The organism is Mariniluteicoccus flavus, from assembly GCF_054776655.1.
Genome location: NZ_BAAHBN010000003.1, coordinates 390,551 through 414,687, shown reverse-complemented (window position 1 = coordinate 414,687; position 24,137 = coordinate 390,551). Strand labels below are relative to the sequence as shown.

The window sequence follows — 24,137 nt, the reverse complement described above, 5'->3', positions numbered from 1 at the left end:
ACGAGGGGTGAGCCTAGCGTTCTGCCTCAGTCCACGCGCAGCAACGCGCAGAACATCGCGTCCGTCCGGTCGCGGTGGGGCCACAGCTGCGTGTCCGCGGTGATGCGGGCGGCCCCGCCGCGTTCGGCCAGCACGGCATCGACCACCTCGGCGGTCTCGGCGTGGTGGGGCGAGCAGGTGACGTACGCGACCACGCCGCCCGGCAGGGCCGAGTCGAGGGCGCTGGCCAGGAGGCGCCGCTGCAGCGGGACGAGGTCCGCGACGTCGGCGGGCGTACGCCGCCAGCGCGACTCCGGGCGGCGTCGCAGCGCGCCGAGGCCAGAGCACGGCACGTCGGTCATGACGCGGGCGAACGACCGCGGCTCCCAGGCAGGATCGGTGCCGTCACCGCAGACGACGGTCGGGGCGTGCTCCCCCGCGTACGCGCGGAGGGCCCGGATCACGAGCTCGGCGCGGTGGGGCTGGAGCTCGTTGGCGACGAGCGTGGTGCCGCGCTCGATGGCGAGCCCCGCGAGGAGCGCGGCCTTGCCGCCGGGGCCCGCGCACAGGTCGAGCCACGGGCCGTCGGGCGCCTCGAGGTCAGGCGCGGCGAGGGCCAGCGCGACCCGCTGCGAGCCGGGGTCCTGCACGCCGGCGCGGCCCTCGCGGACCGCGGCGATGTCGCCGGGGGCCCCCGACAGGTACGCAGCGGTGGGCACCTCGGGGTTCACGGTGGCGCCGGCGGCGACCAGTTCGTCGACAGTCGCCAGGCCGGGGCGGATGACGAGGCTCGTCGTCGGCGCCACGTTGTTCGCGGCGAGGGCGGCCTCGAGCTCGTCGGCGGGCAGCACCTCGGCGTACGCGTCCACGATCCATCGCGGGTGGTGCGTACGCAGCGCCAGCGTGCCGCGCTCGTCGAGGCCCTCGGCGAGCTGGTCGAGCCACGCGTCGAGGTCGCGCGCGGCGATCTTGCGGGTGATGGCGTTCACGACGCCCGTGACACGCTCGCCGATGGCCGCGCCGGCGAGATCGACCGAGGCCGCGACCGCGGCGTGGGCCGGCACGCGCATCGACAGGATCTGGTGGGCCCCGAGCCGCAGGACGTCGACGACGCTCGGCTGGAGGGTCTTCATGTCGCGTCCGGAGGCGGCCTCGATGATGCGGTCGTAGGTTCCCTGCAGCCGACACGTGCCGTTCAGCAGCTCGGTCGCGAACGCGGCGTCGCGCCCGGACACGTGGCGCTGCTGCAGGAGGTCGGGGCCGACGAGGTTGGCGTACGCGTCCTGGCCGGTGACGGCGCGCAGGGCGTCGTATGCGGCCCGCCGGGCGGGGTCGATGCGGCGGCGGGGGCGGCCCTGGTTCTTCTTGGTCGGTCCGGCCTTCGGCGCGCTCATCGTCCCAGCCCCTCGCCGGGGACGAGCTGGACGCCGCGGGCCCAGTCGGCTCCCGCCATGGCCTTCTTGCCCTGGGCCTGCACGAGTTCGAGGGCGACCGGGCGTGTGCCGGTGCCGACCTCGAGGGACTTCTTGGTGGCCCTCAACTCGCCCGCCGGGAGGCGGTCGCCGCCCACGGGGCGGGCGCGGAGCACCTTGAACCGCTCACCGCGGAATGTCGTCCAGGCGCCGGGCGCCGGGGCGCAGCCGCGGACGAGGCGGTCCACCTCCTCGTCGGTGGCCGACCAGTCGATCTCGGCGTCGGCGACGGTGATCTTGGGGGCGAGGCTGACCCCGTCGGCCGGCTGGGGCGTGGCGTCGGCGGTTCCGTCCGCCAGCGCGTCCATCGTGTCGACGAGCAGTCGCGCGCCGTCGACGGCCAGGCGGTCGAGCAGCTCGCCGGAGGTCTCCCCGGCCGCGATCGGAGTGCGGAAGTTCGCGTACACGTCGCCGGCATCGAGCTCTCGGACGAGCCGGAACACGCAGGCCCCGGTCTCGGCGTCACCGGCCATCACCGCGCGCTGCACCGGCGCGGCGCCCCGCCAGCGCGGGAGCAGCGAGAAGTGCAGGTTGGCCCAGCCGAGGCGCGGGATGTCGAGCACGTGCTGCGGGACCAGGGCGCCGTACGCGACCACGGGGCAGCAGTCGGGGGCGAGCGCCGTCAGCCGCTCGACGAAGTCGGGGTCGCGCGGGTGGTCGGGCTTCAGGACCTCGAGCCCGAGCTGCTCGGCCCGGACGGCGACGGGCGAGGCGACGAGGCGCTTGCCGCGGCCCGCCGGCGCGTCGGGGCGAGTGACGACGGAGACGACGTCGTGGTCGGACTCCACGAGGGCGTCGAGGCTGGGCAGGGCGACATCCGGGGTTCCGGCGAAGACGAGGCGCACCGACCCAGCCTAACGGGGTTGCCTAGGAGTATTTCTCGACCAGCATGAGCCCGGTGAGCGCGACCAGGACGACGACGGCGATCACGGCGCCCGCGATCAATCGCGGGCGTGGTCGTCCCCAGGGCAGGAGGCCCACCGCCAGGCCGAAGAACACCCCGATGAGCGCGTTGAGGAGCCAGCTGATGGGCTCGGGCCCGTAGGAGACGCCGTAGCCGCCGCCGCTGCAGCCGCTGATGCCGCAGAGGTTGATCCACGACATGAACAGGGGCACCGCGGAGGCGAGTGCCGCCAGCGGCACGGTCAGGAGCAGCCACCAGAGCCGCTCCGGCTGCTGGACCGGGCCCGTTCGGGAGGGACGGCCCTGTGACGACGAATCCATGGCAGACCCTAACGCGACGTGCGGGTCGGACCCGCTCAGTGGCTCGGGCGCGGCACGGGATGCGTCCGCGCCACCCGCTGGAAGCGCACGGCGTCCTCGATCACCATGCCGGTATTCATCTGACCGACCGTTCGGCGGTGGATCTCCTGCCACGGCGTCTGCGACTCGGGCATCGCATAGCCGCCCGCCTCCTCCAACCGCGTACGCCGGGGCGCCAGTTCGGCGTCGTCCAGCAGGACGTCCACCCGGCGCCTGCGCAGGTCGATGCGCAGCCGGTCTCCGGTGCGCAGCAGGGCGAGGTTGCCGCCCGCCGCGGCCTCGGGGGAGGCGTTGAGGATCGACGGCGAGCCGGAGGTCCCCGACTGGCGCCCGTCGCCCAGGCACGGAAGGGACGAGATGCCGGCCCGCAGCAGCGCGGCCGGTGGCCGCATGTTGACGACCTCGGCCGCCCCGGGATAGCCGATCGGTCCGGTGCCTCGCATGACCAGGACGGAACGCTCGTCCATCGTCAGGTCGTCGATGCGGGCGTGGTGGTCCTCGGGCCCGTCGAAGACGTACGCGGTCGCCTCGAACGCCTCCGGGTCGTCGGGATCGGACAGGTAGCGAGTGCGGAACTCGTCGTCGATGACCGAGGTCTTCATGACGGCGGCGTCGAACAGGTTGCCGCGCATGACGACCAGACCGGCGTCGGCAAGCAGGGGCGTGTCGAAGGGCCGGATCACCTCGGGCAGGGCGATCTCGGCGCCGGCGCAGGCCTCGCCGATCGTGCGGCCGTCGACCGTGAGCGCGTCGCGGTGGATCAGGCCGGCGTCCATCAGCTGACGCACCACCGCGGGCACGCCGCCCGCGAGGTAGAAGTCCTCGGCGAGGAACTCCCCCGCCGGCTGCAGGTTCACCAGCAGCGGGACGTGGTGGCCGACGCGCTCCCAGTCGTCCAGCTCGAGCTCGACGCCCATGTGGCGGGCGATGGCGGCGAGGTGGATGGGGGCGTTGGTGGAACCGCCGATCGCGGCACACACCGCGATCGCGTTGACGAAGGCCTCCCGGGTGAGGATGTCGGAGGGGCGCACGTCGGCCTGGACGAGCTCGACGATGCGGCGGCCGGTCGCGTACGCGGCCTGGGCCCGCTCGCGACGGGGCGCGGGAATCGCGGCACTGCCAGGCAGCATCATGCCGAGGGCTTCGGCCAGCGCGTTCATCGTCGACGCCGTCCCCATGGTGTTGCAATAGCCCACCGACGGCGTCGCCGAGGCGACCATGGCGAGGTATTCCTCGCGGTCGATCTCTCCGGCCGCCAGCATCTCCCGGCCCTCCCAGGCGATCGTCCCCGACCCGGCGCGCCGACCCCGGAACCACCCGTTCAGCATCGGACCGACCGACAGCGCGATCGCCGGGAGGTCCATGGTCGCGGCGGCCATGAGCATCGCCGGCGTGGTCTTGTCGCAGCCCGTTGTCAGCACGACACCGTCGATCGGGTTGCCGTGGAGGGCCTCGACCAGCCCCAGGTAGGCGAGGTTCCGGTCGAGCGCCGCCCCCGGGCGCCGCGAGGTCTCCTGGATGGGGTGGGTCGGGAACTCGATGGGGACTCCCCCGGCCGCGATGATGCCGTCGCGGACGCGTTGGGCCAGGACGAGGTGGTGCCGGTTGCACGGGGAGAGGTCGGAGCCGGACTGGGCGATCCCGATGATGGGTCTGCCCGAGGTCAGCTCCTCGGGCGTCAGGCCGTAGTTCAGGAAGCGCTCGACGTGCAGCGCCGACGAGGTCGCGTCCGCCGGGTCGGCGAACCACCCGCGCGACCGCAGGGTCGGGGCCTGGTCTTCGGACAAGGGATCGGGCCTGGTCATGGGTTCCTCCGGCGGTGGGACGGCCGACGTGTTGGGGGCGAGCGTACGCCGACCTCCGCGGCGCCAGACGTCAGCCCAGCGCCGCCGGGTCGACGCGCACGCGGAGCGCGCCCTCGCTCTTGCGGGCCGTGCGTACGCCGACGGCACCGCGGACCCCGGCGAGCAGGGCGGGGGTGTCCTGCCGTGGGGCGCGCAGCGTCAGCCGGGACAGCGGCTCGTCGGGGCCGCGCGCGGGCAGCTCGACCGGGCCGAGCACCTCGGTGACGGCGGGCAGGTCGGCGAGGTCGACGAACTCGTCGAGGGCGCGGCGCGGCCCCTCGACGGTGACCATGCGGGCCGCAGGCGGGAGGTGGGTCTCGGCGCGCTCGGCGAGCTCGCGGGAGGCGAACCCGGCGGGGTCGAAGCGGACCAGCGCCTGGAGCGGCACGGCCTGGGTGGGGCCGACGGCGACGACGGTGCCGCCCTCGGCTCCGGGCTTCACGAGCGCGGTAGCGTTGGACCAGCGGCGATAGGCCTCCTCGGACGCGCGGAGGTCGAGCCGGGTCAGGAGCTGTTCGGTGTCGAGGAGGACGGCGGCCGCATAGCCGCCCGCGGCGCGCGGCTCTCCCCCGACCGTGGCGATGACGAGGGCGGGCTCGGCGTCGACCTCGTCGACGATGCGGCGGCCCTGGGAGGCGATCACCTTCGTCCCGGGGAACGCGCGGCCGAGTTCCTCGGCGGTGCGTTCGGCACCCACGACGGGGGCCCGCCACCGCGTGTCGCCGCACTCCTCGCAGCGCCATCCGACGACCGGTCGCGCGCACCAGCCGCACGCCGCCCGGTCGGCCGCCGAACGCACCGGCCCCTGGCAGTGGGGGCAGCGGACGGGCTCGCGGCAGGTCTGGCACACGAGCACGACGAGATAGCCCGCGCGCGGCACCTGGACGAGTACCGGCCCCTGGGCGAGGCCGTTGCGCATGACCGGGAACAGCTCGCGCGGGATGCGGACGGAGCGGGCCAGCGGATCGCGCTCGAGCGACCAGTCGGTGTCGGCGGCGACGCGAACCGCAGGGCCGAGGACGCGCGCGTCCGGGGGCCGCAGCGCGACCGGGCGCAGCCAGCCGTGGTCGATCAGGTTCTGCACCTCGCAGGACCGGGCGTACGCCGCGGTGATCATGGCCGCGCCCGATTGGGTCGCGCGCAGGCCGAGCACCTCGCGGGCGTGCGGGTAGGGCGCGTGGGGGTCGGCGTACAGGTCGTCGCCGTCGTCCCACAGCGCGAGGAGACCCAGGTCGCGAACCGGCGCGTACGCGGCCGCGCGCGTGCCGATGACGAGGCGCACGTCGCCGCGGAGCGAGGCGAGGAACGCTCGATAGCGCGCGGCCGGGCCGAGGTCGGCGGTGAGCACGGCGTACGACCCGGGGCCGAGGACGCGGTCACAGGCGGCCTGGAGGTGGGCGAGGTCGCGGGCGTCGGGGACGAGGAGCAGCGCGCCGCGGCCGGAGTGGATGGTGGCGAGGGCGGCCGTCGCCAGCCCGGTGGCCCAGTCGCCGGCCGCCCCGGCGGTGGGGACGACCTGCCAGGCGGCACGGGGACTTGCACCAGAGGCGAGGGCGGCGACGAGCTCGGGGCCGGTCGGGTAAGCGTCCCACGGGGTGTGTTCCGGAAGGGTCTCGGCGACCGGCGGGTGGCTCGGGCGGTCGGCCTTCTCGGTCGCCGCGTGGCGCGGCGGGACGGCCAACCGCAGCACGTCGGCGAAGCAGCCGGCGTAGTGGTCGGCGACGGCCCGGATGAGGGAGGCGACCTCGGGGGTGAGGACCGGCTCGCTCGAGACGACCTTCTCGAGCTTCGCCAGCGTGTGTTCGGGCTCGGTCACCTCGGCGCGTTCGACGATGAAGCCGTCGCTGGGGCGTCCGGCGAAGCGGACGCGCACGCGGGCGCCGGGGACGGCCGCCTCGTCGAGCGCGTCGGGCACCTCGTAGTCGAAGAACCGGTCGAGGTGGGGCAACGAGACGTCCACGGCGACCCGGGCGACCCGCACGGGGTCGAGGGCGATGAGGGCGTCGGGCATGGGATCGATCCTAGGGACCGGGTCCGACAAGAGTGCCATCGCTGGCTGACCGAGCCCCACGCTGGCTGAGCAAGCGCAGCCCACCTTCGACTCGGCCGCAAGCGGCCTCGCTCAGGCAACGCCAAGGGGAACGTTGGCTGAGCGAGCGCAGCCCACCTTCGACTCGGCCGCAAGCGGCCTCGCTCAGGCAACGTCAAGGGAACGCTGGCTGAGCGAGCGCAGCGAGTCGAAGCCCACCTTCGACTCGGCCGCAAGCGGCCTCGACCAGGCAACGTCAAGGGAACGCTGGCTGAGCGAGCGCCGCCCCCGCGTTGGCTGAGCGAGCGCAGCGAGTCGAAGCCCACCTTCGACTCGGCCGCAAGCGGCCTCGACCAGGCAACGTCAAGGGAACGCTGGCTGAGCGAGCGCAGCGAGTCGAAGCCCCGCTCCCACTAGATTGGTCCCTCGTGACCATCGATCGCACCGAGGACGTCCACGTCCGCCGCCGGCGGCTGCTGGCCTACCTCGGCGCGTCGCTCCTCGCGGGCGGCCAGCCCGCCCACGAGGTCGCCGAGGACCTGCGCCAGGTGGCGCGGTTCCTGGGCTATCCCGACCTCCAGGTCTCTCCCCTGCCGACCGGCATCACCCTCAGCCTCGCGAGCGGCGAGCCCGCCTCCCACGAGAACGTCCGCTCGGGGGTCTCCCTCGACCAACTGGCCGAGGTGCACGCCATCCGGCGCGAGCTCGTCGCGGGCCGGCTCGACGAGGACGAGGCCGTGGTGCGGCTGTCGACCCTGCGGACGCTGCCGCCGCGCTATGGCACGTGGGGCCGCGCCGCGGGCGGGTTCACCGTGGCCGTCGGCATCGCGGCCATCCTCCAGCCCGGCTGGCGCAACATGCTCGCGGCGGCGGTGTCGTCGCTGGTCGTGCTGCTGCTGATGCGCATCGCGCAGCGCCGCCCGCTCGTGCGTACGCTGCTCCCCTCGCTCGCCGCGTTCTGCGTCGCGCTGCTGGTGTTCGCCGCATCCCAGCAGGGGCTGCTGCTCGGGCCGCTGCGTACGCTCCTGCCTCCTCTGGCGGTCCTGCTGCCGGGCGCGCTGCTTGTGACCGGCATGGCCGAGCTGGCCGCCGGGGCCATGGTCGCCGGCGCCTCGCGGCTCGTGTTCGGGGCGGTGCAGCTGCTGCTGTTCACCCTCGGGGTGGTGAGCGCGGGACTGGTGCTGGGCGTGCCGGCCGAGAGCTATGCGAACTTCCGCGTCACCGCGCCCGGCTGGTGGATCGCGCCGGCGGGACTGGTGTTGATCACGGCCGGGATCGTCGTCATGGAGTCGGTGCCGCCGCGGCTGTGGGCGTGGATCGGGGGCGTGCTGGCGCTGACGTTCGCGGTGCAGGCGGCGGGCCAGCAGTTGGTCGAGTCCCCCGCGCTGGGCGCGTTCCTCGGCGCCATCGCGGCATCGTTCGGGGCGGCAGTGGTCGAACTGGTGAAGCCCGCCCTGCCGAGGCTCGTGGTCTTCCTGCCGTCGTTCTGGCTGCTCGTGCCGGGCACCCTCGGGCTCGTGTCGGTCAGCCAGCTCGGCGTCGACCCGGGGCTGGCGGTGACGACGTCGATCGGCGTCGCCGCCGTGATCTGCGCGATCGCCCTGGGCCTGCTCATCGGGTCCGCGCTGGCGCGGGCCGTGGGCCGGGCGTGGCGGCGGGCGCGTCGGCGCTGAGCCTCAGCCGCGGACCGCGGCCGCCAGCGCGTCGGCTCGGTCGGTGCGCTCCCACGTGAACTCGGGCAGCTCGCGACCGAAGTGGCCGTACGCCGACGTGAGCCCATAGATCGGCCGCTTCAGGTCGAGCGCCTCGATCAGCGCAGCCGGGCGCAGGTCGAACACCTGGCCGATGGCGTCCTGGATCTGGTCGACCGGCACCTTCTCGGTGCCGAAGCAGTCGACATAGAACCCGACGGGGTGGGCGCGGCCGATCGCGTACGCGACCTGCACCTCGCAGCGGCGAGCGAGGTTCGCGGCGACGACGTTCTTGGCGACCCAGCGCATCGCGTACGACGCCGAGCGGTCGACCTTCGACGGGTCCTTGCCGGAGAAGGCGCCGCCGCCGTGGCGCGCCATGCCGCCATAGGTGTCGACGATGATCTTGCGGCCCGTCAGGCCGGCGTCGCCCATGGGCCCGCCGATGACGAACTTGCCGGTGGGATTCACGAACGTGGTGTGGTCGTGGCCGGCGAGGTCATAGGCCTCCAGCACCGGCGCGATCACGTGGCGGCGCACGTCGGGGTCGAGCGTGGCCTGCAGGTCGACGTCGTCGCGGTGCTGGCACGACACGACGACGGTGTCGAGGCGCACCGGGCGGTCGCCGTCGTATTCGAGCGTCACCTGGGTCTTGCCGTCGGGCCGCAGGTAGTCCATCGTGCCGTCCTTGCGCACCGCGGTCAGGCGCTCGGCCAGGCGGTGGGCGAGGTCGATGGGCAGCGGCATCAGCGAAGGGGTCTCGTCGCACGCATAGCCGAACATGAGGCCCTGGTCGCCCGCGCCCTGCAGGTCGAGGACGTCGATCGAGCTGTCGAGCCGCTTCTCCCAGGCCGTGTCGACGCCCTGGGCGATGTCGGGCGACTGTTGGCCGATCGAGATCGAGACGCCGCACGAGTTGCCGTCGAAGCCCTTCTTCGACGAGTCATAGCCGATCTCGACGACCTTCTCGCGCACGAGGTGGGGGATCTCCGCGTACGCCTCCGTGGTCACCTCGCCGGCGACGACGACCAGGCCGGTGGTGACGAGGGTCTCGACGGCGACGCGGGAGGCGGGATCCTGGCGCAGCATCTCGTCCAGCACCGAGTCGCTGATCGCGTCGGCGATCTTGTCGGGGTGTCCCTCGGTGACCGACTCGGACGTGAACAGGCGCTTCGACACGGGTCCTCCTTCGCGCAGCAGCACTGCACTGGTGGGTTCGGGGGCTGGTGGAACGGGGTGGTTCGGGGTGGACTCACGACCCTAGCGAGGGGGTCCGACAGAGATCGCGGCGTCCAGAATGCGATGGGCGGCGGTGGCCTTGCTGCCGGTGTGCTGGCCGACCACGGCGTCGTGGTCGATGATCGTGACGGCTGTCTCCGACTCGCCGAAGACCCGTCCGCCGCTGACGTCGTTGAGGACCAGCAGGTCGCAGCCCTTGCGAGCCAGCTTGGCGCGGCCGAGCTCGAGGAGCTGGTCGGCGTCGCTCGCGGTCTCGGCGGCGAAGCCGACGATCACCTGGGCGCGCGCGCGGGCGTGGCTGATCTTCTTCAGCACGTCGGTGGTCTGGACCAGGTCGAGCTCGAGCCCGTCGTCGGGATGGTCCTTCTTGATCTTGGAGTCCGAGGCCGTACGCGGGGTGAAGTCGGCCGCGGCGACCGCCATCACGACGACGTCGGCGTCGGGGGCGAGGCGGGTCATGGCCTCGTCGAGGTCGGCGGTCGAAGTCACGCGTACGGTCTCGCAGCCGCTCGGGACCGGGTGTTCGACGTGGGCGGCGACCACGGTGACGCGGGCGCCTCGCAGGCGGGCGGCTCGGGCGATCGCGAGGCCCATGAGCCCCGAGGACGAGTTGCCGAGGAAGCGGACGGGGTCGAGGTGTTCCCGCGTACCGCCCGCCGACACGACCACGTGGCGGCCACGGAGGTCCAGGGCGCTGGCGGTGCGGGCCGCCTGGTCGTCGCCGAGGATGCCGACGGCGACCGCGTGGATGTCGGCGGCGTCGGGCAGGCGGCCGGGCCCGGTGTCCTTGCCCGTCAGGCGACCCGAGGCCGGATCCATGACGACGACGCCGCGCTCGCGGAGGGTGGCGACGTTGGCGCGCGTCGCGGCGTGGTCCCACATCTCGGTGTGCATGGCCGGAGCCATCACGACCGGGCAACGCGCCGTCAGGAGCACGTTGGTGAGGAGGTCGTCGGCGCGGCCGGTCGCGGCGCGCGCCAGGAGGTCGGCGGTGGCCGGGGCGACGACGACGAGGTCGGCCTGCTGGCCGAGCTTCACGTGGCGCACCTCGTGGGTGGCGGCGAACACCGTCGTGGCGACGGGCTTGCCGGACAGCGCCTCCCAGGTCGTCGCGCCGACGAAGTTCAGCGCGGCCTCGGTCGGCACGACGGTGACGTCGTGGCCGGCCTCGGTGAAACGGCGCAGCAACTCGCAGGCCTTGTAGGCCGCGATGCCGCCCGCGACACCGAGGACGATCCGGCTCATGACGTCAGCGTCTCGGCGTTCGCAGAATCAGGCCGAGAAGTCGGGATCGGTGAGGTCGTCGCTCGCGAACTGCGGGTCGGCGACCTCGCCGGCCGTCGTGGGCTCGGCGTCGGGATCGATGTCGTGGCACTCGAGCACGCCGGCGTTGACCTCGCGGAGCGCGATCGACAGCGGCTTCTCCTGGATGCCGGTGTCGACCAGCGGGCCCACGTTCTCGAGCAGGCCCTCGCCCAGCTGGGAGTAGTACGCGTTGATCTGGCGCGCGCGCTTGGCGGCGAACAGGACCAGACGATACTTCGAGTCGACGTGCGTCAGCAGGTCGTCGATCGGCGGGTTGGTGATGCCTTCGGGAATGTTGGTGCTCAAGAGAAGCCTTCGCTCAGGGAACGGGTGAGGATGCAGGGGAAACCCTACAAGCCCATCAAGCCTACCAAGTCCTCCACCGCACCACCTATTTCCTCGTTCACGACCACGTGGTCGAACTCGTCCTGCGCAGCGAGTTCCTCGTGGGCGGTCTGGAGTCGGCGCTGGACCTGCTCGGGGGTCTCGGTGCCACGGAGCTCGAGGCGGCGTACGAGTTCCTCCCAACTGGGCGGCGCGATGAAGACGAACTGGGCCTCCGGCAGCGTACGCCGGACCTGGCGCGCGCCCTGGAGCTCGATCTCGAGGATCACGGTCTTCTCGGCGGCGAGGGCCGCCTCGACGGGGCCGCGGGGCGTGCCGTAGCGGGCCGCCCCGTGGACGAGCGCCCATTCGAGCAGGCCGTCGCCCGCGAGGAGGTCGTCGAACTCGTCCTCGGAGATGAAGTGGTAGTGGACGCCGTCGACCTCGGTGACGCGACGCTTGCGGGTCGTCACCGAGACCGAGAGGAAGACGTCGGGGTGTTCCTTCATGACCCCGGCGACGACCGTGCCCTTGCCGACCCCGGCCGGGCCGGAGACCACGAACACTCCGGCCACGTCAGAGCCCCTTGCGGGCGAACTCGTCGCAGAGGCCGCGGATCTGGTGGGGTCCAAGACCGCGGAGGCGGCGGTTGTCGGCGATGTCGAGGCGCTCCATGAGGTCAGCCGCGCGCTTCTCGCCGACGCGCGGGAGGGTCTTGAGGACGTCGACGACCTTGGTGTGGGCGACGACGTCGTCGGTGGAGGCGAGCTCGATGACCTGGGCGAACGTGAGGTCGCCGGAGCGCAGCCTGGCCTTCACCTCGGCGCGGCGGCGGCGGGCACGGGTGGCTGCCTGACGGGCAGCCTGGAGCTGCTCGTCGCTCAGCGGCGGGATGGTCACGCGGTCACTCCTGGTCGAGCTTGTGGGGTATGCCGGCCAACCTACCCATACGGGTGGAGCGGAGGCCACCGCGGGCGTGGGGAAATCGGGTGCGCAGCGCGGGGATTTCGTGGAGGCTGGAGGCATGACGCGCCTCTCCCCCGCCGACCTGCTGGCCCTCTATGACGCGCAACTGCGCGACGAGGGCGAGCTGGACAACGCCGACGGCTGGGAACGCCACGGGCCGGTGCTGTGGGCGGTGATTGACGGGTCGCGGGGGTTCGTGACCTATCGGGACCTGGGAGGGTTGGACCCGACGGGGATCGGGCGGCTGGTGTCGGAGACCGCCGCGCGGTTCCGTGACGACCTACGGATCAGCCAGGTCGAGTGGAAGGCGCGGGGTCACGACGCAGCGCCAGGGCTGCACGAGGCGTTGGTCTGCCACGGATTCGTCCAGGGCGACGTGGAGTCGGTGATGATCGGTGAGGCCACCGCTCTCGCCGCGGACGTGCCCGTGCCGGAGGGGGTGGCGGTGCGACGGGTGACGGCCGAGGACGATGTACGCCGGATGTGCGCGTGCGCCGAGGAGGCGTTCGGGCGCTCGGCGCCGGGGATGTCCGACTCGCTGTTGCGGCGCCAGGCCCTCGGGAAGGACGACTTCGAGATGTGGGTGGCGGAGGTGGACGATGAGGTGGTGTCCACGGGTCGGCTGACCCTGGTTCCGGGGACGGACTTCGCGGGGCTGTGGGGCGGATCGACGCTGGAACGCTGGCGGGGCCGCGGGATCTATCGCGCGCTGACGGCGGAGCGGGCGAAGTCGGCGGTACGCCGGGGCGTACGCCTGCTCCAGAGCGACTCGACAGAGGACTCGCGACCGATCCTGGAGCGGTCGGGCTTCGTCAAGGTGACGACGACGACGCCGTACGAGTGGGTGCGACCTGACGCTGTCGGCTGAGCACCCGAGGACGCCAGCGGCCGAGTCGAAGCCTCACGCTCGCTGAGCGACGAAGGAGTCGAAGCGCGCGGGGCCACACGCTCTCCGAGCGAGCGCCAGCGAGACGAGGAGCCCGGACCCGCAGATCCACGTTCTCCGAGCGAGCGCCAGCGAGACGAGGAACGGACGGTCCCGTGGCCGAGCCGGAACGCTCTCCGAGCGAGCCCCACACGACGCCACATTCGACAACACCGCGGGGGACCAGGACGGAGACCCCGACGGATAGACGCGAGCCATGATCCCTTCGACTCGCTGGCGCTCGCTCAGGAAACGTGGGTCCCAGGCTCCTCGACTCGCTGGCGCTCGCTCAGAAAACGTGGGTCCCAGGCTCCTCGACTCGCGGAAGCCTGTGCTGAGCGAGGCCCGCGCCCGAGACGAAGTGCTCGCTCGCAGTCGATTCTGGGTCGGAAACTCCGTTGCCCAGGACCGTCTGGGCTGGTTGGCTCCACGCATGTCCTTCAGTCTCTCCACCCCCGGCGCTGCCGAACTCGCCGACGTCGTCCACGCCCTACGTGGTTGGCAGCGCCACGGTGGTCCGGTCCAGCTCCATCCCGGCGACATCGGCTGGTTCTGGCAGTCCGGAGCCGAGATCCTCGCGGCCAGGGTTCGGGTGTGGAAGCGACAAGGTGACATCGTCGCGGCTGGCCTGCTCGACGAACCGACGCTTCTGCGCATGGCAGTGGACCCCGACCTCGTCCACGACACCGAACTCGCCCGTCAGCTCGTGACCGACGTCAGCGATCCGCGGGCCGGCGTACTCCCCCGCGGCGCCGTTGACGTCGAGGCACGGTTCGGCGGACCCTTCTGCTCCGTGCTGCGCGAGGAAGGCTGGGAGCCGGGCGAAGCGTGGACCCCGCTCACACGCGACCTCGCCGATCCCGTGGAGGATCCCGGCGTACGGATCGCGGTCGTCACCGCCGATCGTGCCGCAACCCGCGTCGAGGTCCAGCGCGGAGCCTTTGATCCCTCCAACTTCACCGAGGAACGGTGGCACGCCATGGCGAGTGGCCCTGCGTACGCCGACGCCCGATGCCTTGTCGCCCACGACGCTGAAGGCAACCCCGTGTCCATCGCCACCGTCTGGTCCGCCGGTCAGGGAAGCCCCGGCCTCCTCGAACCCATGGGCGTTCACCGCGACCACCGCGGCAAGGGGCACGGACGGGCGATCTCCCTCGCGTCCGCGGCCACCCTCCGCGAACTCGGGGCGTCCAGCGCTGTCGTCAGCACTCCTGCGTCGAACAGGCGAGCTGTCGCAACCTACGTGTCAGCAGGATTCGAGAGGCTTCCGGACGTCCGCGACCTCCACCGAGACGCCTGAGTCATCCGCGCTCACCTCGCCCAGGGTGGCCCATACCTCGCGATGAACACCAACCCTGATGCGACCGCGAACACCAGCAGGGTCGCCCCCATGAAGGGGCCCGTCACCCTGCTGCTGGGATGGCTTCCTCGGTCGCGCGTGCGGATCACGAGCAGTCCGACCGCCTGGATCACCGCCAGCACCACGAGGGACCAATCGCCCAGGAACACAGCGAGTGGAAGGAAATGGACGGCCACGACCACGGCGACCCACCAGGCGATCCATCGCGCCTGATCGCGACGCCGCAGGAACCAGGCTCCCAGCCCGGCAGCGATCACCTCCGCGGCTGTCAGCACGCCGAACCACGCGTACTGACCCTCCAACGCGCTGCCGTCGGTCCACCGCAGGAAGACGCCGTAACCAAAGAGGCCGGCGGCGACGAGCCCCAGCACCGATCCCACGCCCAGCCAGGGTCGCCATGAGGCCCGGGGGTCCTCCTGTCCCCAGCCCAACCAGACGGAGGTCATCAGGCCGAACCATCCGACGGTGAACGCGTGGTCTCTCGCGAAGTCGGTCAGCATGTGTCGTCGCAGCCACCAGGGTCAACAGTCACACTGCACCCTAGCCCCGCGGGGAGTCATCACCCCCGAGCCAGCTGTCAGCCGCCCAGCACCTCGGCGAACCGCGTACGCAACGCCTTTGCGTCCGGTCCCGCCTTCATGATGTCGCGGCTCGTCGTGGGGAGGATGCGCGCGTACGCCTCCCCGAACAGCTCCCGCAATGACTCCAGCGTGCCGCCCTGGGCGCCGATGCCCGGCACGAGGATCGACCCGTTGAAGCGGGCGAGGTCGACGTCGAGCGAGTGGTGCGTACCGCCGACGACCAGACCGAACGGGCCCAAGTCCCCTGCGGGTCGCCCGCGCTCGGCGAGGAAGCGCATGTTGCCCTCCCGACACGCGTCGGCGACCGCCTGTCCCACCGTGTGTCCGAGATCGCCCACGGCCGACTGCACCTCGCCGCCCTCGGGGTTCGACGTGCGGCACAGGACATAGAGCCCCTTGCCGCGCTCCGCCGCCGCATCGATCGCCGGCTGGAGCGAGCCGAAGCCCAGGAACGGGTTCACTGTCAGGGCGTCCACCTCCAGCGGTGATCCCGGCGTCAGGTACGCGGCCGCGTACGCCGCCATCGTCGACCCGATGTCGCCACGCTTCGCGTCGAGGAGGACCATCGCGCCGGCCGCGCGGCAGTCGTCCAGAACCCGTTCGAGGACGGCGATCCCTGCCGATCCGAACACCTCGAACATCGCCGACTGGGGCTTGAAGATCGCCACCCGGTCGCCGAGCGCCTCGACCATGCCGCGGGCGCAGCGCTCGAGCCCCGACGCGTCCGCCGGCAGTCCCCACGCCTCGAGCATGGACACGTGGGGATCGATGCCCACACACAGATTGCCGCGGTTCGCGACGGCGGACGACAGGCGTCCGGCGTAGTCCTGTGCTGTCACCGCGCCAGCTCCCTTCCGAGCCCGTTGATCTCGCGCACCAGCGCGGGACCGCGATAGATGTAACCCGAATAGACCTGCACGAGCTGCGCGCCCGCGTCGAACATGCGCGCCGCGTCGTCGCCGGTCATGATGCCACCCACGCCGATCACCGGCAGTTGGGTCTGCGCGCACACGTGCCGCACGACCTCCAGCGCGCGTGCCGTCAGCGGCGCGCCGGACAGGCCCCCGGCCTCGTCGGCCAGCACCGCGTCGGCCCCCACGAGGCCATCGCGCGACAGGGTCGTGTTGGTCGCGATGAGCCCGCGTACGCCGGCCTCGTCGCACACCGCCAGCACCTCGTCGATCGCGTCGAACGTCAGGTCGGGGGCGATCTTCACGAAGATCGGCACCGCCGACGTACGCGCGGCCTCGCCGCGAACGCGGGCCGCCTCGACCAGGGCTCGGACGATCTCGTCGAGTGCCTTCCCGTCCTGGAGCTTCCGGAGGCCGGGGGTGTTCGGGCTGGACACGTTGACGGCGACATAGTCGGCGTGGGACGCGAGGCGCTCGAACGAATACAGGTAGTCGTCGACAGCTTCCTCCAGCGGGGTGACCTTCGACTTGCCGAGCGACACCCCGACGGGGATGCCGGCGACGCCGTTGCCGCGCCGGATGCCGTTGCGGGACAGCGATTCCGCCATGGCGTCCGCGCCGGGGTTGTTGAACCCCATGCGGTTGACGATGCCGCGTGACGACCGCGCGCGGAAAAGCCGCGGCTTCGGGTTGCCGGGCTGCGCCCTGGCCGTGACGGTGCCGAGCTCGACGTGGGAGAAGCCGAGGCTTCCCCACGCCTTCGGCCCGACAGCGAACTTGTCGAGCCCGGCGGCGAGACCGACGCGGCCCGGGAACGTCAACCCTGCGAGGGAAACCGTCGTACGCGGGCCCGCGTGCAGCGCGGCCGCGGCAGCGCGCAGGGGCGGGACATCGTTGAGTAGCTTGACCGCGCGCAGGGTCTGCTCGTGGGCGGCCTCGGCGTCGCCGCCGCCGATGCGGAACAGACCGGGGCGAAGGAGGTGGTCGTAACCCCAGTCGAGCAACAGATCGCGGGGATCGGTCATCGGGTGGCTCCTCGTCTCGCTGGCGCTCGCTCGGAGAACGTGAGGCTCACCATCGGGCGGCTCCTCCTGGCTTCGACTCGCTCGGAGAGCGTTTCCGTCAGCCAACGCTCGTCGCCTTCGCCCAGTCCTGCAGGCTGCGTACGCCGATGCCACCGTCGCGGATCGCCTCCACACCCTGGACCGCCGCAGCCAGGCCCTGCACCGTCGTCACGCACGGGATGTCGTTCATGATCGCCGCGTTGCGGATCTCATAGCCGTCGTTGCGCGGGGCACCGTCGGCCGACGACGCGCCCTGCGGCGTGTTGAAGATCAGGTCGATCCTGCCGTCGTCGATCAGGTTCACGATCGTCGGCTCCCCGTTCAGCCCGCGGCCCGCCGTGTGCTTGCGCACCTCGGTGACCGTCACGCCGTTGCGCCGCAGCACCGACGCCGTGCCCGACGTCGCCACGATCTCGAAGCCCAGGTCGGCCAGCCGCTTGATCGGGAAGATCGCGTGGCGCTTGTCGCGGTTGGCGACCGACACGAACACCCGCCCCTCGCGCGGCAACGACCCGAACGCCGCCGCCTGCGACTTCGCGTACGCGACCCCGAAGGTGTCGGCCAGACCCATCACCTCGCCGGTCGACTTCATCTCCGGTCCGAGCAACGTGTCGACGTTGAACCCCTCCGGCGTGCGGAAGCGGTTGAACGGCATCACGGCCTCCTTCACCGCCAGCGGCGCCCCGTCGAACGTCGTCGCGCCGTCGCAGTCGGCCCGCAGCATGCCCTCACCCCGCAGGTCGGCCACGGTCGCGCCGAGCATGATGCGCGCCGCAGCCTTGGCCAACTGGGTGTTCGTGGCCTTCGACACGAACGGCACCGTGCGCGACGCCCGCGGGTTCGCCTCGAGCACATAGAGCGTGTCGGCGGCCACGGCGTACTGGATGTTCAGCAGCCCGCGTACGCCGACCCCGCGCGCGATCGCCTCGGTCGACGTGCGGATCTTCGCGATGGTCTCGGCGCCGAGCGTGATCGGCGGCAGTGCGCACGCCGAGTCGCCGGAGTGGATGCCGGCCTCCTCGATGTGCTCCATGACGCCGCCCAGATAGAGCTCGGTGCCGTCGAACAGCGCGTCCACGTCGATCTCGACCGCGTCGTCGAGGAAGCGGTCGACGAGCACCGGGTGTTCCGGTGACACCTCGGTCGCCCGCTCGATGTAGCCCTCGAGCGACCCCTCGTCATAGACGATCTCCATGCCGCGCCCGCCCAGGACATAGGACGGCCGCACCAGCACCGGATAGCCGATCTCCTCGGCGATCCGCTTCGCCTCGCCGAACGACCGCGCCATGCCGTGCTTGGGCGCCGGCAGGCCCGCCTCGGCGAGCACGCGGCCGAACGCCCCGCGCTCCTCGGCCAGCTCGATCGCCTCGGGCGACGTGCCGACGATGGGTACGCCGGCGTCCTTCAGCGCCTGCGCGAGCTTCAGCGGCGTCTGGCCGCCGAGCTGCACGATGACGCCCGCGATCGGCCCGGCCAACTGCTCGGCGTGGACGACCTCGAGCACGTCCTCGAGCGTCAGCGGCTCGAAATAGAGGCGGTCGGAGGTGTCATAGTCGGTCGACACCGTCTCGGGGTTGCAGTTGACCATGACGGTCTCATAGCCCGCGCCGTCGTTGTCGGGCGCCTCGGCCAGCGCCATCGACGCGTGCACACAGGAATAGTCGAACTCGATGCCCTGGCCGATGCGGTTCGGCCCCGAGCCCAGGATCAGCACCGCCGGCCGCTCGCGCGGCGCCACCTCGGTCTCCTCGTCATAGGACGAGTAGTGATACGGCGTGCTCGCCGCGAACTCCGCCGCGCACGTGTCCACGGTCTTGAACACCGGGCGTACGCCGAGCGCCCAGCGCAGGCCCCGCACGACGTGCTCCGGCATGCCGCGCAGCTGAGCGATCTGGGGGTCGGAGAAGCCGTGGCGCTTCGCCGTCCGCAGCAGGTCGGGCGTCAGATCCGAGGCCTGCTTGAGATCGCGGGCGACCTCGTGCAACAGCGCGAGCTGGTCGACGAACCACGGGTCGATCTTTGTGGCCTCGAACACCTGCTCCGGCGTCGCGCCGGCGACCAGCGCCTGGAACACCAGCTGCAGGCGCCCGTCGTGGGGCCGTTTCGCCTTCTCCAACAGGGATTCCACCGACTCGGACGGCTCTGCCGACCAGTCGAACCGCGCCCGGGGGTCCTCCAGCGAGCGCAGCGCCTTGCCGAGCGCCTCAGTGAAGTTGCGCCCGATCGCCATGGCCTCGCCCACCGACTTCATGTGGGTCGTCAGCGTCGAGTCGGCCGACGGGAACTTCTCGAAGGCGAACCGCGGCACCTTCACCACGACATAGTCGAGCGCCGGCTCGAAGCTCGCCGGCGTCAGCTCGGTGATGTCGTTGCGGATCTCGTCGAGCGTGTAGCCGATCGCCACCTTGGCGGCGATCTTGGCGATCGGGAAGCCCGTCGCCTTCGACGCCAGCGCCGACGAGCGCGACACGCGGGGATTCATCTCGATGACGATCATGCGGCCGTCGTCGGGGTTGATGGCGAACTGGATGTTGCAGCCGCCCGTGTCGACGCCGACCGCGCGGATGACGCCGATACCGACGTCACGCATGCGCTGGTATTCGCGGTCGGTCAACGTCATCGCCGGCGCGACCGTGATCGAGTCGCCCGTGTGGACGCCCATCGGGTCGAAGTTCTCGATGGAGCAGATGATCACGACGTTGTCGGCCCGGTCGCGCATCACCTCCAGCTCGTATTCCTTCCACCCGAGGATCGACTCCTCGATGAGGACCTCGGTCACCGGCGACGCGGCCAGCCCGGTGCCGGCGATGCGGCGCAGGTCTTCTTCGGTGTGGGCGAACCCGGAGCCCACGCCGCCCATCGTGAACGACGGGCGCACGACCACCGGATAGCCCAGTTCGTCGGCCGCGGCGAGCACCTCGTCCATCGTGTGGCAGATGTGGGAGCGCGCGACCTCGGCGGCGCCGCCCGGCACGTCGAGGCCCAGGACGATGTCCTTGAACTCCTCACGGTTCTCGCCGCGCTGGATCGCCTCGATCGAGGCGCCGATGAGCTCCACGCCGTAGTGCTCGAGCACGCCGTTCTCGGCGAGCGCCACCGCGGTGTTCAGGGCCGTCTGGCCGCCGAGCGTGGCGAGCAGCGCGTCCGGGCGCTCCTTGGCGATGACCTTCTCGACGAACTCCGGGGTGATCGGCTCGACGTAGGTCGCGTCGGCGAACTCGGGGTCGGTCATGATCGTGGCGGGGTTCGAGTTCACGAGCACGACCCGGAACCCCTCCTCACGCAGCACGCGGCACGCCTGGGTGCCGGAATAGTCGAACTCGCAGGCCTGGCCGATCACGATCGGGCCGGACCCGATGACCATGACGGTCTTGATGTCGGTGCGCTTCGGCATCAGATCTCCTCGTCGGACGTCGGGGCGTGGGCACGCGAGCGCCCCTGTTCCATGACCTCGCAGAACCGGTCGAACAGGTATGCCGCGTCGTGCGGCCCCGCCGCCGCCTCCGGGTGGTGCTGCACCGAGAACGCCACCAGCTCGCCGTCGCGGCGCAGCTCGAGGCCCTCCACGACGTCGTCGTTGAGGCACACGTGGCTCACCCGCGCCTGCCCGTACGCCGTGTCGATCGTCTCGCCGATCGGCGCGTCCACGGCGAATCCGTGGTTCTGCGACGTCACCTCGACCCGGCGCGTCGTCAGGTCCATCACCGGCACGTTGATGCCGCGGTGGCCGAATTTCAGCTTGTAGGTGCCGAACCCGAGTGCGCGTCCGAAGATCTGGTTGCCGAAGCAGATGCCGAAATAGGGCAGCTCCGCCTCGAGGACGTCCTTCAACAACTCGACCGCGACCGTCGCCGCCGCCGGGTCGCCCGGCCCGTTGGAGAAGAACACGCCGTCGGGCGAGATGGCGCGAATGTCTTCCAGCGTTGACGATGCGGGCATCACGTGCACCTCACAGCCGCGCTGGGCGAGCCGTTCGGGCGTCATCGCCTTGATGCCGAGGTCGATCGCCGCGACGGTGAACCGCTTCTCCCCCATCGCCGGGACCACGCGGGTCTCGCGCACGGTCACGTCGCCGACGAGGTCGGCGCCCGCCATCGGCGGCTGCTGGCGCACGCGCTCGAGCAGCGCCTCGGGGTCGGTCTCGATCGTCGAGATGCCGACGCGCATCGCGCCCCTGTCACGGAGATGCCGGGTCAGCGCGCGGGTGTCGACCCCGCTGATGCCGACCACGTCCTGACGCTCGAGCTCGGTGGCGAGCGTACGCACCGACCGCCAGTTCGACGGCACGCGGGCCGCGTCGCGGACGACGTAGCCCGCCACCCAGATGCGACTGGACTCGTCGTCCTCGTCGTTCCATCCGGTGTTGCCGATGTGGGGCGAGGTGGCCACCACGACCTGGCGGTGGTAGCTGGGGTCGGTGAGCGTCTCCTGATAGCCCGACATCGCGGTCACGAAGACCGCTTCCCCGAAGGTCTCGCCCGTGGCGCCGAAGGGGACCCCTGTGAAGGTGCGTCCGTCCTCCAGCACCAGGAGCGCCCCCGGGTGGGAGGAGCCTGGAACTGTGTGCATTGTGCGACCGTCCTTTCCTGCCTCACGGGACAGGACTTAAAGGTTGGTGGTTTGTCGCACCGACACTAGCAGCCTCGCGCGGCCCCTCCCGCCACGCGACGCCGGCCGAACACCGGCCCGACACCGGGCGTGACAGCGGCTCAGCGCCAGCGCGGGTGGGACAGCCAGTCGATGGCCGCCATGGCCGTCCACGACTGCTGCGGCGAGCCCAGTGGGTCGCCGGTGCGCGGCTCGTAGTATTCGCCGAACGCCAGGTCGCGCAGCTGGTCGAGGCCCAGCTCGCGCCACCGCAGCGCCACGTCGCGACGCCCCGCCAGGTCGGCGGCGTGCGAGAACAGCCAGTTCATCACCGGCCACACCGGCCCGCGCCAGTATTCCCGCGGCTTCAGCTCCGGCGAGTCCAGCGCCACCGAGGGCGGGAGCGCGTACGCCATCTCGGGATGACCGCACCACTGCGGTCCCAGCAGGAGGTCCCACTGCCGCTGCGTCGCCGGGTCGTCGCCGCCCATGAGCACCGCCGCGAACCCGCCCATCGTCTCGGTCGACAGCCACGCGCCGTGCCGGGCGTCGTAGTCGCGGCACAGCCCGGTCTCGGGATCGACCAGGGCGAGTACGCCGGCGCGTACGCGGGCCGCCCGCTCCCGCTCGGCCGCAGCGACCCCGGGCTGGTCGAACTCGTCGGCCAGCCGCGCGAGCGCCTCGGACGCCAGCACCAGGATCGCCGAGAGGAACCCGTCGGTGACACGGAATTGCACGGCGTCACGCAGCGCGTCGTCGTCGAACACGACGCCCTTCATCTGCTCGATGAGCGTCATGTAGCGCTGGTATTCCTCGTCGCTCGGCCGCTCCGACGCGTCGGCGTGGTCGAGGTCCTTGCGGACGAAGTCCAGCCGACGGCTGGTGTCGACCTGGGCATACGCGGCGTCCCAGCGCGGCGAGTTGTCCATGCCGGACTCCCAGCCGTGGTGGATCACGACGACGTCGTCGTGCCCCCGCGCGGTCGTCAGCCACGTGTGCCACCGCGAGAACCGCTCGATGGCTCCGCGGATGAAGTCCTCCGCGACGCGCTGGTCCTCCCCGCCCCGGGCCTGGGCGATGCGCAGGATCTGCTCGGCCGCCAGTGCGTGCACCGGGGGCTGGCAGATGCCCGACGACATCACGCCGTCGGGCAGGGCGTCGGCGGACGCCGTGCCCCACGCCTCGAAGTCGGGGAAATAGCCGGGCCTGTCGGAGAAGATGATGTGCGGCAGCATCCCGGTGGTCCACTGCCCCGCCAGCACCGTCTCCAGCTCGCGCACCGCGCGCGGCACCGACGCGTGCGCCAGGCCGATCGAGATGAACGCCGCGTCCCACGACCACTGGTGGGGATAGAGGCTCGGTCCCGCCTTGACCATGTCGCCGAGATCGTTGTCGACGAGGACACGGTGGGCGGCCTCGAGGAGCGCGTCGTCGGCGATGGGGTTGTCGGTGATGTTGTTGCCGGTGCCGGCCGCAGGCGGGGTCGTCATCGCGCCGCCCCCGCGAGGTCCCAGCCCATGCCGGACTCGGGGTCGTAGAGGCGGATGGCCTTCTGGGCCACCGCGAGGTTCACCGTGTCCCCATTGCGGACGTGGACGTCGGGCTCGGCCTGCACCTTCATCTGCTGGCCCTCGACCTCGACGGTGAGCAGCGTGCTCGAGCCCAACGGCTCCACCACCGTCACCTGGGCGGGCAGGGTGTCCTCACGGCCCGCCTCGGCCAGGCTCACGGCCTCGGCGCGCACGCCCATGCGCACCTTGCCCTGCAACCCCGTCTGCCCGGGCAGCGGCAGGTGCTGGGTGCCGATGCGGACCGCATCGCCCTGCCCGTGGGAGACGACCTCACCGTCGAGGAAGTTCATCGGCGGCGAGCCGATGAACCCGCCCACGAACGTGTCGGCCGGGTGGTCATAGATGTTCAGCGGCGTGTCGAGCTGGGCGATCTTGCCCTTGCGCATGACCGCGACCTGGTCGCCCAGCGACAGCGCTTCGGACTGGTCGTGGGTCACATAGACCGTCGTGGTCTGCAGCTGGTCGACGATCTTCTTCAGCTCGGCGCGGAACGACAGGCGCAGCAGGGCGTCCAGGTTCGACAGCGGCTCGTCCATCAGCAGGACGTCGGCGTCGACGACGATGGCGCGGGCCACCGCCACGCGCTGGCGCTGGCCGCCGGACAGTTGGGCCGGGAAGCGATCGAGGTAGGGGGTCAGCTGGAGCAGCTCGGCCGCCCACTGCACCTTCTTCTCGATCTGGTCCTTCGGCACCTTCTGCTGCACCAGGCCGAACGCGATGTTGTGGCGTACGCGCCGGTGCGGGAACACCGCGTACGACTGGAACACCATCGACAGGTTGCGCTGGTGGACCGGCATGTAGGTCACGTCGCGGCCGCCGATGGCGATGGCGCCCTCGGTGGGCAGCTCGAGGCCCGCGATCATGCGCAGGAGCGTGGTCTTGCCGCAGCCCGAGGGGCCGAGCAGCACCATGAACTCCCCGTCGGGGATGTGGAGGGACACGTCGTCGGTGGCACGCTCGTTGCCGCCGGGATAGACCTTGACGAGGTTCTCGATACGGATGTCAGCCATGGGATTCTCTTCTCTG

The 24,137-nt window shown here is 71.6% G+C and carries 20 protein-coding genes; 3 read left to right on the top strand and 17 right to left on the bottom strand.

All coding sequences use genetic code 11. The features are described 5' to 3' along the window. Positions 1 to 26: 26 nt before the first annotated feature. The 5 genes from ACYVAG_RS08055 to ACYVAG_RS08035 form a co-directional block, all read right to left on the bottom strand. Entirely contained in the window at positions 27 to 1,373 is a 1,347-nt protein-coding gene (locus ACYVAG_RS08055; protein ID WP_460768606.1) for an RsmB/NOP family class I SAM-dependent RNA methyltransferase, read from the bottom strand. Beyond that, positions 1,370 to 2,296: a methionyl-tRNA formyltransferase gene (gene fmt, locus ACYVAG_RS08050; RefSeq protein ID WP_460768605.1), complete on the bottom strand. Its 927-nt coding sequence runs from the start codon at positions 2,294 to 2,296 to the stop codon at positions 1,370 to 1,372. Before fmt ends, ACYVAG_RS08055 begins: the two co-directional genes overlap by 4 nt. Before the next feature lie 22 nt (positions 2,297 to 2,318). Further along, complete coding sequence (locus ACYVAG_RS08045; protein WP_460768603.1) at positions 2,319 to 2,675, bottom strand: hypothetical protein; 357 nt, start codon at positions 2,673 to 2,675, stop codon at positions 2,319 to 2,321. A gap of 35 nt (positions 2,676 to 2,710) precedes the next feature. Then, positions 2,711 to 4,519: an IlvD/Edd family dehydratase gene (locus tag ACYVAG_RS08040; protein ID WP_460768602.1), complete on the bottom strand. Its 1,809-nt coding sequence runs from the start codon at positions 4,517 to 4,519 to the stop codon at positions 2,711 to 2,713. 70 nt (positions 4,520 to 4,589) lie between these two features. Further along, the gene (locus tag ACYVAG_RS08035) at positions 4,590 to 6,569 is read right to left on the bottom strand and encodes a primosomal protein N' (RefSeq protein ID WP_460768601.1); all 1,980 of its coding nucleotides are present in this window, start codon (positions 6,567 to 6,569) and stop codon (positions 4,590 to 4,592) included. A gap of 446 nt (positions 6,570 to 7,015) precedes the next feature. Here ACYVAG_RS08035 and ACYVAG_RS08030 point away from each other — a divergent pair, with 446 nt between their 5' ends. After that, a complete protein-coding gene (locus ACYVAG_RS08030; protein ID WP_460768599.1) occupies positions 7,016 to 8,260 on the top strand; it encodes a threonine/serine exporter family protein in 1,245 nt (414 codons plus the stop codon). 3 nt (positions 8,261 to 8,263) lie between these two features. On the opposite strand, the gene metK is transcribed toward ACYVAG_RS08030, so the two are convergent. From metK to mihF, 5 genes are all read right to left on the bottom strand, one after another. Continuing rightward, positions 8,264 to 9,457, bottom strand: a complete 1,194-nt coding sequence (gene metK, locus ACYVAG_RS08025; RefSeq protein WP_460768597.1) for a methionine adenosyltransferase — start codon at positions 9,455 to 9,457, stop codon at positions 8,264 to 8,266. An 81-nt stretch (positions 9,458 to 9,538) separates the two neighbouring features. Beyond that, positions 9,539 to 10,762: a bifunctional phosphopantothenoylcysteine decarboxylase/phosphopantothenate--cysteine ligase CoaBC gene (coaBC, locus tag ACYVAG_RS08020; RefSeq protein ID WP_460768595.1), complete on the bottom strand. Its 1,224-nt coding sequence runs from the start codon at positions 10,760 to 10,762 to the stop codon at positions 9,539 to 9,541. A 27-nt stretch (positions 10,763 to 10,789) separates the two neighbouring features. Further along, positions 10,790 to 11,128, bottom strand: a complete 339-nt coding sequence (gene rpoZ / locus ACYVAG_RS08015; protein ID WP_460768594.1) for a DNA-directed RNA polymerase subunit omega — start codon at positions 11,126 to 11,128, stop codon at positions 10,790 to 10,792. A 44-nt stretch (positions 11,129 to 11,172) separates the two neighbouring features. After that, positions 11,173 to 11,721, bottom strand: a complete 549-nt coding sequence (gmk, locus tag ACYVAG_RS08010; protein WP_460768593.1) for a guanylate kinase — start codon at positions 11,719 to 11,721, stop codon at positions 11,173 to 11,175. A gap of 1 nt (position 11,722) precedes the next feature. Beyond that, on the bottom strand, positions 11,723 to 12,046 hold the full coding sequence (mihF, locus tag ACYVAG_RS08005) for an integration host factor, actinobacterial type (RefSeq protein WP_460768591.1): 324 nt from the start codon (positions 12,044 to 12,046) through the stop codon (positions 11,723 to 11,725). 124 nt (positions 12,047 to 12,170) lie between these two features. Between mihF and ACYVAG_RS08000 the strand changes: the two genes are divergently transcribed. Together ACYVAG_RS08000 and ACYVAG_RS07995 are read left to right on the top strand one after the other, a co-directional pair. Next, complete coding sequence (locus ACYVAG_RS08000) at positions 12,171 to 12,980, top strand: GNAT family N-acetyltransferase (protein ID WP_460768590.1); 810 nt, start codon at positions 12,171 to 12,173, stop codon at positions 12,978 to 12,980. Between the two features lie 490 nt (positions 12,981 to 13,470). Next, the gene (locus ACYVAG_RS07995; RefSeq protein ID WP_460768589.1) at positions 13,471 to 14,337 is read left to right on the top strand and encodes a GNAT family N-acetyltransferase; all 867 of its coding nucleotides are present in this window, start codon (positions 13,471 to 13,473) and stop codon (positions 14,335 to 14,337) included. Positions 14,338 to 14,348: 11 nt separating this feature from the next. Here ACYVAG_RS07995 and ACYVAG_RS07990 read toward each other — a convergent pair whose 3' ends face one another. The 7 genes from ACYVAG_RS07990 to ACYVAG_RS07960 form a co-directional block, all read right to left on the bottom strand. Then, the gene (locus ACYVAG_RS07990; protein ID WP_460768587.1) at positions 14,349 to 14,843 is read right to left on the bottom strand and encodes a hypothetical protein; all 495 of its coding nucleotides are present in this window, start codon (positions 14,841 to 14,843) and stop codon (positions 14,349 to 14,351) included. 131 nt (positions 14,844 to 14,974) lie between these two features. Next, positions 14,975 to 15,817, bottom strand: a complete 843-nt coding sequence (pyrF, locus tag ACYVAG_RS07985) for an orotidine-5'-phosphate decarboxylase (RefSeq protein ID WP_460768586.1) — start codon at positions 15,815 to 15,817, stop codon at positions 14,975 to 14,977. Then, the gene (locus ACYVAG_RS07980; RefSeq protein ID WP_460768584.1) at positions 15,814 to 16,914 is read right to left on the bottom strand and encodes a quinone-dependent dihydroorotate dehydrogenase; all 1,101 of its coding nucleotides are present in this window, start codon (positions 16,912 to 16,914) and stop codon (positions 15,814 to 15,816) included. The genes pyrF and ACYVAG_RS07980 overlap by 4 nt, the downstream gene beginning before the upstream one ends. A gap of 97 nt (positions 16,915 to 17,011) precedes the next feature. After that, entirely contained in the window at positions 17,012 to 20,347 is a 3,336-nt protein-coding gene (gene carB, locus ACYVAG_RS07975) for a carbamoyl-phosphate synthase large subunit (protein ID WP_460768582.1), read from the bottom strand. Next, complete coding sequence (carA, locus tag ACYVAG_RS07970; RefSeq protein WP_460768580.1) at positions 20,347 to 21,522, bottom strand: glutamine-hydrolyzing carbamoyl-phosphate synthase small subunit; 1,176 nt, start codon at positions 21,520 to 21,522, stop codon at positions 20,347 to 20,349. The genes carB and carA overlap by 1 nt, the downstream gene beginning before the upstream one ends. 140 nt (positions 21,523 to 21,662) lie before the next feature. Beyond that, positions 21,663 to 23,030, bottom strand: coding sequence for a glucosylglycerate hydrolase (gene ggh, locus ACYVAG_RS07965; RefSeq protein WP_460768579.1), 1,368 nt, complete (start codon positions 23,028 to 23,030; stop codon positions 21,663 to 21,665). After that, complete coding sequence (locus tag ACYVAG_RS07960; protein WP_460768578.1) at positions 23,027 to 24,121, bottom strand: ABC transporter ATP-binding protein; 1,095 nt, start codon at positions 24,119 to 24,121, stop codon at positions 23,027 to 23,029. Before ACYVAG_RS07960 ends, ggh begins: the two co-directional genes overlap by 4 nt. Between the last annotated feature and the right edge of the window lie 16 nt (positions 24,122 to 24,137).